The organism is Flavobacterium sp. JLP, from assembly GCF_015350755.1.
Classification (GTDB): Bacteria; Bacteroidota; Bacteroidia; order Flavobacteriales; family Flavobacteriaceae; genus Flavobacterium.
Genome location: NZ_JADKPS010000005.1, coordinates 241,715 through 255,993, shown reverse-complemented (window position 1 = coordinate 255,993; position 14,279 = coordinate 241,715). Strand labels below are relative to the sequence as shown.

7 protein-coding genes are annotated in these 14,279 nt (G+C 35.9%); all 7 read left to right on the top strand.

The window, feature by feature from the left end; translation table 11 throughout:
* The first annotated feature begins 2 nt into the window (after positions 1-2).
* A complete protein-coding gene (locus IRZ83_RS14110; RefSeq protein ID WP_194569697.1) occupies positions 3-6,122 on the top strand; it encodes a DUF6443 domain-containing protein in 6,120 nt (2,039 codons plus the stop codon).
* A gap of 922 nt (positions 6,123-7,044) precedes the next feature.
* Positions 7,045-7,695 (top strand): hypothetical protein, encoded by a 651-nt coding sequence (locus IRZ83_RS14105; protein WP_194569695.1) that lies wholly within the window; start codon positions 7,045-7,047, stop codon positions 7,693-7,695.
* Positions 7,696-8,070: 375 nt separating this feature from the next.
* Positions 8,071-8,505, top strand: coding sequence for a hypothetical protein (locus IRZ83_RS14100; RefSeq protein WP_194569693.1), 435 nt, complete (start codon positions 8,071-8,073; stop codon positions 8,503-8,505).
* On the top strand, positions 8,505-8,945 hold the full coding sequence (locus IRZ83_RS14095) for a hypothetical protein (RefSeq protein ID WP_194569691.1): 441 nt from the start codon (positions 8,505-8,507) through the stop codon (positions 8,943-8,945). The genes IRZ83_RS14100 and IRZ83_RS14095 overlap by 1 nt, the downstream gene beginning before the upstream one ends.
* Before the next feature lie 448 nt (positions 8,946-9,393).
* A complete protein-coding gene (locus tag IRZ83_RS14090; RefSeq protein ID WP_194569689.1) occupies positions 9,394-9,993 on the top strand; it encodes an REP-associated tyrosine transposase in 600 nt (199 codons plus the stop codon).
* Positions 9,994-10,722: 729 nt separating this feature from the next.
* A complete protein-coding gene (locus IRZ83_RS14085; protein ID WP_317174569.1) occupies positions 10,723-11,739 on the top strand; it encodes a glycoside hydrolase in 1,017 nt (338 codons plus the stop codon).
* Positions 11,740-11,811: 72 nt separating this feature from the next.
* Entirely contained in the window at positions 11,812-14,232 is a 2,421-nt protein-coding gene (locus tag IRZ83_RS14080) for a sugar-binding domain-containing protein (RefSeq protein ID WP_194569687.1), read from the top strand.
* Positions 14,233-14,279 lie beyond the last annotated feature (47 nt).

Sequence of the window (14,279 nt, the reverse complement as noted above, 5' to 3'; positions counted from 1 at the left end):
AAATGAGAAAAAATATACTACTTATTGTTTTATTACAAGTGTGTGTCGTTTTGGGATATGCACAAGAAAAGATTTCAACTCAATCACAAATAATTGTTACTCCCATGGGCAAGCCTACAGATCCTTGTCCAACTTGTCCTGTAAGCTATCAGTGGAATAGAGATACTGATGGAGATGGTTTTGGTAATCCAAGCCAGTCTACTTTTAGCGACACACAGCCTCCGGGATATGTAGCAAATCAAGCCGACTTAAATGATAATGATTTTTATATAACCGATATAACGCCGCACACGGTTTACAGAGATGCAGATGGAGATACTTTTGGTACAAGTGCAACTACGGCTTTGGCGAGTAATTCGCGTCCGGGATATGTAAGTAATGCTGCTGATTGTAATGATGCAGATGCTTCAATAAATCCCAATACAGTTTGGTACCGTGATGCGGATGCTGACGGATATGGAACAAGTTCATTAACAGCAATAAGTTGTACACAGCCGGGAGGGTATGTTCGAAACGCAGCTGATTATAATGACGGAACAGCTAATATAACCAACATCGCTCCACAGTATTTTTATTATGATGCTGATGGAGATGGTTTTGGGAATCCATCTATTTATATATATTATAGTTCTGGACTGGCAGGATATGTAACAAATGGATCCGATTGTAACGATGGTGACGGCTCTATTAATCCTAATACAGTCTGGTATCGTGATGCTGATGGCGATGGATTTGGAAATGGAGCAGTGCCCACATATAGTTGTTCACAGCCTGGAGGATATGTTAGAAATGCTGGCGATTATAATGATGGAACCGGCAATATTACAGACATGCCACCACAATATTTTTATCAGGATGCTGATGGAGATTGGTATGGGAATCCATCCGTTTATGTTTATTACAGTTATCAGCCGCCAGGTTTTGTAACGAATGGAGCGGATTGTAATGACGGAAATGCTTCTATCAATCCCAACACTATCTGGTATCGTGATGCGGATGGTGACGGATATGGAAATAACAGTTTAACAACACTTAGCTGTACACAACCATCGGGTTATGTTTCTAATAATGCTGACTGTATAGATTATGAAGCAAGCTTAAACCCTAATACAGTATGGTACCGAGATGCTGATGGAGACGGTTATGGAAATGGCGCAATAGCAACAGTTAGCTGTAATACGCCAATGGGTTTCGTCATGAATGCGATGGATTATGATGACAGTACAGCAAATATTAATTATATAGCACCCCACTATTTTTATCAAGATTATGATGGAGACGGGTACGGAAACCCATCTGTTTATGTGTATTACAGTTATCAGCCCAATCGTTATGTAACAAATGAATCTGACTGCAATGATGGTGACGGTTCTGTCAATCCAAATACGGTATGGTATCACGATGCAGATGGCGACGGATTTGGAAACGGTGGAATAACAGCAAACAGTTGTAATCAGCCAGGAGGTTATGTACGAAACGCAGCCGACTGTAATGATGGTGACGGTTCTATTAATCCAAATACAGTTTGGTATCTTGATGCGGATGGCGATACATTTGGAAATGGAAATGTAACAATAGTGAGCTGTAACAAACCACAAGGATATGTTAGAACTGCATCCGATTATAATGATGACACTGCAAATATTACCAACATTCCACCTCAATATTTTTATCATGATAATGATGGAGATGGTTTTGGAAATCCATCAGTATATGTTTATTACAGTTATCAACCTTCAGGTTTTGTATTAAATGGTGCAGATTGCAATGATGGAGATTCTTCTTTAAATCCAAATACAGTATGGTATCATGATGCTGATAATGATGGATATGGAAACGCTGGAGAACCAGCATACAGCTGTATTCAACCGGGAGGCTACGTTCGTAATGCCGGTGATTACAACGACGGAACCTCTACTATTACGAACATTCCGCCACAATATTTTTATTACGATTCCGATGGAGATGGCTTTGGAAATCCAGCGCAAGGGATTTATTATAGTAATATGCCAAGTGGCTATGTAACCAATAATGCCGATTGCAATGATAGCGACGTATCTATTAACCCAAACACAGTCTGGTACTTAGATACTGACGGTGATACATTTGGAAATGGAAATGTAATAATAGTAAGCTGTAACCAGCCACAAGGATATGTTAGAACTGCATCTGATTATAATGACGACACTGCAAATATTACGAACATTGCACCTCAGTATTTTTATAATGATGCTGATGGAGACGGATTTGGAAATCAGTATGTTTCTGTTTATTACAGTAATAAGCCAAGTGGTTATGTAAACAATAATGCCGATTGTAATGATGGCGACAGTTCTCTTAATCCCAACTCAGTTTGGTATCTAGATGCTGACGGTGATACCTTTGGAAATATCAATGTAACCTCAGTTAGCTGTACGCAACCTTTGGGTTACGTTCGAAATGCAGCGGATTATAACGATGGAACAGCCAATATTACCAATATTGCACCACAGTATTTTTATCAGGATGCTGATGGCGACGGTTTCGGAAATTCTTCTGTTTCGGTTTATTACAGTAATTTGCCTATAGGTTACGTTTCTAATACTTCAGATTGTAATGACGGTGATGCCGCTATTAATCCTAATACAAGATGGTATGCCGATAATGATCTGGACGGTCTAGGAGAACCTTCAAACTATGTCCAGCAATGTACTGCGCCAGCAGGTAATTATGTACGTGATAATACAGATAATTGCCCTTTGGTTTCTGGTACAAGCCCTGACTGTTCTAATATAGTGTCACCTTCGGCAGATCATAATTATATCATTACAAAAACGTATAAGGAGCCAACAGCAAGTGCATTAGTTTCTCCGACTGCTAATCAGGTTCAGACCAATATTACTTATTTCGACGGACTTGGACGACCTATGCAACAAATCGCTAATAGGCAGTCTTCGTCAGGGAAAGATATTATCACGCATATTGGTTACGATGATTTTGGCAGGCAGTTTCAGGAATATCTGCCTTACGCAGGAACCTCAACTAATATGGCATTCGAAAGCAGTGCAGCTGAAAATACGATCAGTTTTTATAATACCGAAAAATATGAAAACACCTCAAATCCGTTTTCGCAAAAACAGCTTGAATCTTCGCCACTCAGCAGAGTACTAAAACAAGCTGCGCCGGGAACGCCTTGGCAAATGGGTTCAGGACATGAAATCAAATTAGATTATCAGACTAATACGGCAAGCGAGGTAAAATTGTATCAGGCAACAGCAACTTGGAATGCAGGTTCTGGTTTATATGATATTTCTTTTTCTGATTCAGGAAATTATGCAGCCAATGAGCTTTATAAAAATGTTACCTATGATGAAAACACAACTGCAAATCCAGCAGAAAGTTCAGGATCAACGGTAGAATTTAAAAACAAAGAAGGTCAGGTTGTCTTAAAAAGAACGTACGATGCAGGCGATAAACACGATACATATTATGTGTATGATGATTATGGAAATCTGACTTATGTTATTCCGCCAAAAGCAGAAGGAGCAATAAATACTGATGTTCTGAATGATTTATGTTATCAATACAAATACGATTACCGAAACCGTTTGGCAGAGAAAAAACTGCCGGGCAAACAGTGGGAATTTATTGTATATGATAAATTAGACAGGCCAGTAGCAACAGGACCAGCATTATCACCTTTTAAAGATGATACTGCTTCAGGATGGCTGATTACTAAATATGATGCTTTCAGCAGGCCAATTTATACAGGCTGGAGCAGTCAGGCTTCGAATGCTTCCACCAGAAATTCGCTCCAGACGGCTCAAAATGCTGCATTAGTTTTGTTCGAAACCAAGCAGACATCTGGTACTATTGACGGTTTTGCCGTGTATTACAGCAATGCTGTTGAGCCTACTAGTTTTAAGCTTTTAACCGTTAGTTATTATGATGATTATGCTTTTCCAAGTGCTCAGACTGCACCCTCTGCAATAGAAGGACAAACTGTCTTGGTTAATGCTAAAAGCTTAGCAACCGGAAATTGGGCAAGAGCTTTAACAACAGCTTCGTCAACAGCAGGTGAAATAACGACAACGTTTTATGATGCTAAAGCGAGGCCAGTTAGAACGTATACGCAAAATTATCTAGGAGGCTACACGTATACAGACAGCAAACTCGATTTTACAGGAAAAGCATTATATACAATTGCCAAGCACAAACGTACCGCTGGAGATGCTGAACTTACCATAAAAGAAGAATTCACGTATTCGCCTCAGGATCGTCTGCTCACGCACACACATCAAATTAATGGCGGAGCGGTAGAGCTAATGGCATCAAATACCTATGATGAACTAGGACAGCTTACAAGCAAAAATGTTGGCAACAGTACCGGAAGCCCATTGCAGAAAGTCGATTTTAATTATAACATAAGAGGCTGGCTTACAGAAATCAACAAAACAGCCAATTTACAGCAAGGTTCAGATCCAACAGATTTGTTTGCTTTCAAAATTAATTATAATGCACCTCAGGCAGGAATTGCAGGCGTGAGTTCGCTTTATAATGGAAATATAGCAGAGATTCTCTGGAAAACAGGCTCTGATGCGACAGACCGAGGTTACGGATACAAATATGACAATTTAAACCGATTAAAGAATGCGGTTTACGAAAAGAGCGGTCTGACAACTAATGCCTACGATGAAAATTTAACCTACGATAAAAACGGAAATATCCTCTCTCTGACCAGAAAAGGAGACATAGACCCACAGGCAGGTACTATAGAAATTGATAATCTGGCTTACACCTATCCGCCAAATTCGAACCAGCTGAGCAAAGTAACAGACAATGCCAATAACACGAGCGGTTTTAATGATTTTAATAAAACGGGCGATGATTATACCTATGATGAAAATGGGAATATGATCACTGATAAAAATAAAAACATTACCGCGATCACCTATAACCAGCTGAATTTGCCAAAGAAAATAACATTTGGAACAACTGGCAGCATTGAGTATATTTACAGCGCAGCAGGCGAAAAACTGGAGAAAATCGTAACAGACGGACCTGTTACAGACAACACGAATTATTTAGACGGTTTTCAGTATAAAAATAATACTCTGGAGTTTTTTTCAACGGCAGAAGGGTATGTAAAAAATATTTCCGGCGCTCTATCGTATGTGTTTCAATACAAAGATCATTTAGGAAACATACGTGTTAGTTATGCTAAAAACCCGCAGACACAAGTTCTTGAAATTATTGAAGAAAATAATTATTATCCATTTGGATTAAAACACAAAGGGTATAATGATTATTTGGCTACAGGGAATAAGTATAAGTTTCTTGGTCAAGAGCGTCAAGACGAGCTAGGACTGAACTGGGACACGTTTAGGCATAGAAATTATGATTATGCTATTGGAAGATTTTTTGGAGTTGACCCAGTTTCTGAAGAATATATGTCGATTTCCCCGTATCAATTTGCTCATAATAATCCTGTATGGAAAATTGAATTAGAAGGTTTGGAAGGACAGGTAACAACAAATCAGGATATAGTAAATAGAGAACCAGTTTATATGACAACGAATATTATTATAAACACTACAAACATTCAGTCTGCTAAACCTCAAAACTCTAGACCAGGAGTTCCTATGCTTCGAATGGGAATTGGTGTTGATAAATCGTATAAAAAGGAATTTGGTAGTGAAAATGATGGAGCAACCGCAACCGCAACCGCAGCTAAAGCGAATGTTGGAATAGCTGTTTGTGTAGATGGAGAGAGAGTTGAGTATGGTTTGACAGTTGGGCAAGTAAGTGCTGACGGTAAAGTTGGAGGGCAAACAGTTGGAGAAGGACAGTTTACAACTTTTTCAGCTGAAGGTTCTTATAATATGAAAACTGGAGAGCAACAGTCAAACATAAGTACTTTCACAGGTGAAGTAACAACAGTTTTGGGAAAAGATAGTAAAGAAGCAGAAGATTTAAAGTTTAGTTTTAATGCTGTAGGAGCTTATATTGAAGCAAATTTGACAGAAGCAGGAAATAATTTAAAAGATTTTGCTAATTTGGTAACCTCATATCTTCAAGGTGCAACTCAAAGCTATTTCAATCAAAATAACACTAGTAATACAAATATAACGCCAGTTAAATAACAATGAAAAAATCAATTTTAATATTTAGTTTCGCTATTTATTTTATTTGTTTAATAATAAACATCGCAGAGTTGTTCATCTCAGATTTTAATTTTGAGACTATATTTCTAATTTTCTTAAGCTTACTGTGTCTTACATCATTATATTTTATTTTTGAAAAAAAGTATCTAAAAAACGCATTTATTTTTTTATCGATTGTTTATTTTTTACAATCTTTTAGTGTTATATTTTTAGGATTGACTTTTAAGCTCATAATAGGTCCAGATATTTCATTATATCTGGTAGATTCTTCGGATAATCTTCTCCGTCTTTCTACAAAATTGTTTAATGTTTTTGCTTATTTTAATTATGTGAAAAATGATAATACACTTGCTTTAGGAATTAATTTTATACATTTATTTCTTTTCCTTTCTTTTTATTTTGGTGCAAGAAAGATAAAAACTAATTAACTTTGAACATAATAAAAGCAAAAGCCACTCCAATTGAGTGGCTTTTGCTTTTATACCATTTTAAGGCATACCAAACTGTTAAAATAGAATCCACGTTATCCTGTAACTATTAAGGTAGCTGAATAGATTTGAAAAATAGGACTCAGAACATCCTCCCTCCCTGTATCGGCTGTTTCAGTACTAAATCCCACGATTTAAACCTCAAATTACCTCCCCGTACTATAAAATTGTGTACTTATACCAACCGATATCATCTGTGTTCCAAGTGAAAACTCCACAGTTTTTCAAATTTCCCAGAACAGTGTCTCACTTTGGAACACTTATTTACTAAGTAAAAAAAATATTTTTGAAAAAAAGTGCCAAAAAGCTACACTTTTCCAGATTCGTTAGTATTTATTGTAAAGATGCTTGACTAACCTCCTTGTATGGAGTTCTTGTATCTGATAATAACGAGATACTAATCAATCAACAAAATGAAATATGAAGATTTAAAGAAATTTATAATAAGCACCAAAGCAAGCAAAAGCACCATCTACAGATTCTACAAAAAGAATGAAGACCTATTTTCTGAAACTAAAAAGCCAAACGGAAAACGATTATTTCCAAGTGACCACGCCAGATATTTTGACAGCGAAATGATGTTCGATGAGAACAAAGTCCTAAGACAAGAAAATCAATCCATGAGAAACCTCATTGATTGTCTGGCAGACAAAGAGAGCCTGCAACATACTTTCTGGCAGATGGATTGGAGTTTCTTCTTCACGGTATCTTACAAATCGGAGCGCAACAAGACCAGCTGTTTTAAGCAGATGCACGGGCTTTATGATTATCTGAACAAAAAGTATCAGGATTCAACGGAACTCAGACTGTTCTTTACAACAGAACCTTTCACTAACAGAAGCGGTCACCACAATCATTTCGTTATCCATGTCGGAAATAAAAAGCTACATGAGCAGATTGTGACCGACATTCAGCAGTACTTCAACTACGACAGAACCGATGTGAGCATCTATGACCGATACAAAGCTGGACTGTTCTACATGAGCAAAGAAAAGCTCAATGGAGAGGACTGGGATTTTATCAGCAACACTGCCAAAACTAAAGAAGATAAGAGTCAGGCTTAAGTTTTCCCAGCTCAAACGAGTGCTGATGACCGAACCGCTCAAACTTCCCCGCTCCGCGAAGAGTTCCTTTTTAAAAGCTGCGCAAATGTCTCTGACTTTGCGCAATTTTTTTGCCTGTTTGAAATTGCAAACGTTATAAAAGTCTCGTGACTTTTTACTAACTCTTCTAATAAAAAGGTTTGGATGAGTTCTGTTTTTTATTATAGAATGAACAAACTGTATTTTTATAATTATATTAAATTTGGTTTAAAGTCAGAGACCTTTTCGCATTTTCGTTTCTATATTTGATTTTGTAAATGTTGCGCAAAGTCAGAGACATTTGCGCAGCGCTGGCGATGAAGACTTTGCGGAGCGGGGGATGGTGATAATAAATTTATGAATGGTTTAAGTAATACATTTTTCGGAATTGTTGGAACTGTTGGTGCCGTTGCTGCTATACCAGAAACAGGTGGTGCTTCTGGAATCGCTTTACCATTAACAATTGGTGAAACATCAATTGGAATTAGTCAGATGGCTGATTCATTTAGTGAAAAACCAAGTGATGTTCTTCACAATTACAGCACAATACCTGGACTTATGGCAGGACAAAGTGGTAGTGAATATGCTCCTTTAATTGAAGGTGTTGCGGGCTGGTTACCAGGAAGCATGTCTGGTGGAAATTTAAGAGGTGGTTGGGATAATTTTTCTGGCCTAGCTAAAGGACATGATCCAGTAAACAATGCTGCAAATCTTACTGATGCTATTTTAGATGGAAATGGTTTAATTCAGGGAGTAAGTTCAGGAGTAGAAACAATAAAAAAAAATAATTAATGATTTATAAATTAAGTTTATCAACAATATTAATAAAGCTTTTATTAGTAGGGATAGTATTCAACTGTTTGTTTTATTTTGCTACTAAAAATTTTGATTTTGTAGTTTATGTCGTTTCTTTTATAATAATTGTGGGATTAGAAGTTTTGATTTTCTTCTTAAAGCCTTTTTTATACAAAATCGTTATACTTGAAAATTCAATCTGTTTGTATTATAGAACTTATTTAATTAATAGCTTTTTTAAAGAAGTGAATCAAGAAGAACTTAGTTTCTCATACAAATCCGAAAAAGGAGCTAGAGGAAGTGAGGCTGACGAATTGAGATTTTACATGAATGGAAAGAAAATGACTGGAATCGGAAGAGGTCTTGATGGTTGGAATCAAGAAACTGTCAATAATATAATTGAAAAATTGGAAAACTTAAATATAAATAAAATATAAATGAAAACAAAAAATAAAATATTGATTCTAGTTATTGCTTCTGTCATTGGTATATTCTATTCAATACACCTGCTCTATAGCAAGAAGGGATATCTAAATACAAGTGATTATATAGCTTTAAGTGTTACCTCTATATTTGTGATAGGATTAGATTATTATTTTATTAACAAATGGAAAAAAGGGTAATGTATTAGATGTGTTGGCGGTTAATTATTGCATCAAACATTTACAGAAAATCGGTAGTGTTACAGATTAGGTGTTTTTATTATTTACCCCCGCTCCGCGAAGAGTTCCTTTTTAAAAGCTGCGCAAATGTCTCTGACTTTGCGCAATTTTTTTGCCAGTTAGAAATTGCAAGCATTATAAAAGTCTCCTGACTTTTTATCATTTTTCTTAAAAAAAGTAATATAAAACTTATATTTTTATCGAAAAAAAATAAAAATAGAAAATGAAAGAAGGATATGTAATTCGAGATCAAAGTCTGCCTCATTTTTTAACACCTACTGTTGTAGACTGGATAGATATTTTCTCTCGAAAAGTTTATCGCGATATAGTTATTGAATGTTTAGATTATTGCATCAAAAACAAAGGAATGATTTTGTACGGTTATGTTATCATGACCAATCACATTCATTTAATTGTACAGTCTGAAGATGGAAAGCTATCTGATTTAATTCGAGATTTTAAGAAATTTATCGCAAAAAATATATTAGAAAAAATACAAAATAATCCAGAAAGCAGAAAAGAATGGATGCTTGAGCGTTTCAAATTGGCATCAGAAAAACATCAACGCAATAAAAACTTTCAATTTTGGCAATATGGTAATCATGCTGAAGAAATTTACACAGCTGATTTTATGTGGTCTAAATTGCATTATATACAATTAAATCCTGTCAGATCCGGTATTGTTGCAAAAGCTTCCGATTATATTTATTCTAGTGCCAGTAATTATGTAAATGATTCTGGCTTATTGCAAATTGAAAAAGCAGATAATCCTGTAATAAATGTTTTAGAACCTAAATCTTTGATCGTTCATAATTTATATTAAATTTGGTTTAAAGTCAGAGACTTTTTCGCATTTTCGTTTTTATATTTGATTTTGTAAATGTGGCGCAAAGTCAGAGACATTTGCGCAGTGCTGACAATGAGGACTTTGCGGAGCGGGGGCAAGTAATTAATTGAATTAAATATGAGAAACTTAATATTTAGATTGTTTTTAATAATTATTACAGCGATTATATTTTTTACTTTTAGAGAATTAGCTTATTACGATTTTGTGATTACATTTTTATTGTTGATTGGCTTAATTATAAATTATCGAACAACAGAAAATACATATGATGTAATTTCAAATTATTTTTTTTGGATAATGATGTTTTTGTTTATTAACATTTTTAAAAAGATAGACCTTACTACTCTTTTAGATTCTTTTGTAATACTTTTAGTCCTTAAAAACATCTGTCTTAATGTACAATTATCTTAAATATAAAAATGTTGCTGTAAACAATTCATATTTGAGTAAGATTTGGATTTTTACATTTTGTTTGTATCAAGTTGAAATTATATTGAACAGTACGCATGGACTAAAAAATTTATGTTTTTTTCTTGGATTGCTTTCAGTAACTGAAACTTTTTTAATCATTTTCAGAAATAAAGAATGGAAATTTGAGAAACCATATTTTTGGTTTTAGATTTGATTTTATAATGTGGCGCAAAGTCAGAGACATTTGCGCAGCGCTGGCGATGAAGACTTTGCGGAGCGGGGAAAAAAGAAGGAATAAAATTCGACTATGCAAGTCCGATCAACGAACCGCAGTGGGAGTGGATGCCAAAACACGGCGACACAAACAGCCAGGAAGGAACGCCAGCAACGAATCAGGAAATTTATGATTTGACCAAATCGCTTTCGGAAAAACTAAAAGCTCAAAAAATGAGCACAGAAATTGTAATTGCTGAAGCGGGACAAATCAATTTTTTATATGAAAATGTAAATTCAGAAAATCGCGATAACCAGATTGATTATTTCTTTGGAAAAACAAAAACGAATATTTCGAAATTTTCAAATGTAAAAAGTGTTATTTTAGGTCACAGCTATTTTACAACGTGGCCAATTGACAAACAGGTTTTAAGCCGAAAATTAATCGCTGTAAATGTGAAACAGAATTCAGGATTAAAGTACTGGCAGTCCGAATATTGTATTTTAGAAAATCCGGGAGAAAATGAAATTCCAGGCGGTTCAGGCGGTGGAAGAGATTTAGGAATGCAGACGGCCTTATTCGTAGCGCGCTTGATACACAATGATATTGCGCTTGCCAATGCAGCTTCATGGCAATGGTGGACATCGCTAACGCGAGTTGATTATAAAGATGGTTTGATTTACCTAGATGATGGCAAAAGCAACGGCGGAACGGCTCCAGATTATGTTAGAAATGACGGAGAATTTCACGATTCTAAACTGCTTTGGGCTTTAGGAAATTACTCTTTATTTGTACGCCCTGGAATGGAGCGTGTTGATGTTCCAAACCAAAATGAATCAGATGCAGCAAACGATGTAATGTTAACGGCTTACAAAGATAAAGCAAACAAAAAACTGATTGTAGTTGCTGTAAACTGCGGAAAAGCAGCTCAAAAATACAAGTTTGATCTTTCAAAAGGAATAATAAAAAACAACGATTTTACGCCATATTTAACTTCTGAAAAGTCAAATTTGAAAAGAACCGAAATTCAAAAAATAGATAATTTAGAAATCCCTGCAAGGTCAGTAGTGACGTTTGTTGGTGAATTAGAATATTGAGAAAGTTTCAAGTTTCAAGAACCTGAAACCTGAAACTTGAAACAAAAAAATAACAAATAAAAAATAGCTATAGTGTTTACAAAAAAAATCTTGTTACCTGTTTTTCTCTTCTCGTGTTTGTCTGCTTTTAGCCAGATATCGTTTGGAGATTCTAAAAAAATTAATGACAACTGGAAATTTAATCTTCAAGATGTTTCAGATGCAAAAAACGAAACTTTTGACGACAGCAAATGGCAGTCTGTAAATGTGCCGCATGACTGGAGCGTAAAAGGACAGCTGAGTCCCACTTTAGCAAGTTGTACTGGTTTCTTGCCGGGCGGTATTGCATGGTACAGAAAATCAATCAATGTACCTCAAAACAAAGCGGGCGAAAAAGTATATTTATATTTTGAAGGAGTTTACAACAGAAGTGAAGTTTTCATCAACGGACATTCTTTAGGAAAACGACCAAACGGCTATATTTCTTTTGCTTACGATGCAACTCCGTTTGTAAAATATGGAGGAGAAAATACAATTTCAGTTCGTGTAGATCACAGTCAAAGTGCTGATTCAAGATGGTATACAGGTTCTGGAATTTACAGAAATGTTTGGTTGGTTTATGCAAATCCGGTTCATATTGCGCAGTGGGGCGTCTACGCTTATCCAGAAGTAAATAAAGGAACTGGGACTTTAAATGTTGAGGTTCATGTAGAAAACGGATCTACGGCAAAGACAAGTCTTACCGTTATTAATGAATTGATTTCTATAGACGGAAAATCAATCGCAAAAGCTTCTTCTAAAGTTGAGGTTCCAGCGAATCAAAGCGGTAAAATATCGGCTAAAATAAATGTGAAAAATCCTCAGTTATGGGATTTAGAAAACCCAAATTTATATCAGCTAAAAACAACGGTTTTAAAAGACGGAAAACAGATCGACCAGACCGTTACAAAAACTGGTTTCAGAACTTTTACTTTCGATCCAAACAACGGTTTTGCCTTGAACGGACAATGGATGAAAATGAAAGGTGTTTGCCTGCATCACGACGCAGGAGTTTTAGGTTCTGCAGTGCCTCGCGAAGTTTGGCTGACAAGACTAAAAACACTTAAAGAAATTGGCGTAAATGCAATTCGTACCAGTCATAATCCACAAGCACCAGATTTTTATGAGATTTGTGACGAGCTAGGATTATTGGTTTTAAATGAAGCCTATGACGAATGGGAATTTCCTAAGCGAAAATGGCTGGAAGGATGGAATTACGGAACACCAGGATTTCAAGGCTCGTTTGATATTTTTGCAGAATATGCAGAAAAAGACTTAGAAGATTTTGTTCGTCGCGACAGAAACCATCTTTCAGTTTTTGGATGGAGTATTGGAAACGAAGTAGATTATCCAAATGACCCGTATTCACACCCTGTTTTAGATAAAGGAAAAGAAGGTTTTGGACAAGCGGCTTACGGTGGTTACAAAAAAGATGCGCCCGATGCCATGCGTCTAGGGGCAATTGCAAAACGTTTGGTTGCCGCAGTAAAAAAGTACGATAAGTCCCGACCAACAACTGCTGGTTTAGCGGGTGTAGCCATGTCGAATGAAACAGAATATCCGGGGGCATTAGATATTACAGGATATAATTATACGGAAAGCAAATATCAGTCGGATCATGAAAAATATCCAAACCGTGTTATTTTCGGAAGTGAAAATGTCCACGATATGGAACCTTGGCTTGCGGTAAAAAACAACAAACATATTTTTGGGCAATTTTTATGGACAGGAATTGATTATTTAGGAGAATCAGGAAGATGGCCTTCAAGAGGATTTTACTCTGGATTAGTTGATTTTGCTGGTGTTATAAAACCTAGAGGATATTTCCGTCAATCATTATGGTCAGATAAACCAATGGCATATGTTGGAACTTATCCTTTAAAAAATCAAAAAGAAATTTCTAAAGATGCTTGGGCAATTTGGAATTACACTCAAGGTGAAATGATTCGCGTAGTGTGCTATACGAATGCAGCAAAAGCACGTCTAGAATTAAACGGAAAAGTTGTTGGGGAAGCAAAACCATACGACGAAAAAACCAGAATTATCTATTGGGATATTCCTTTTGCTTCAGGAAAACTAGAAGCAATCGGGCTAAATAAAGACAATAAAGAAGTAAGCAGCTATGCAATTAACTCTACACAGCAGCCAGTTGAGTTAACTATTGCAGATACTAATATTACCATTAATAAAGAAAAAGGTGTTGCTAAAATTATGGTTCAGGTTAAAGATCAAAACGGCCTGCCAGTAATGCTTTCCGATAATGAAGTTACCTGTACTATCAGCGGTCCTGGAGTTTTATTAGGACTTGAAGCTGGAAACAACAGTGACATGACAGATTATACAGATAATGTACAGCGTGTATTTCACGGACATATAGCAGCTTATATTCAAGCAACTGGAGAGGCACAGCCAATCAAAGTTACTTTCACCAGTCAATGGTTAAAGCCAGTTGAAGTTACTGTTAATGTAAAATAAATAATTTCTAAAAAGAAAATTATTAGTTAGTTATTTTAAATTGTCAA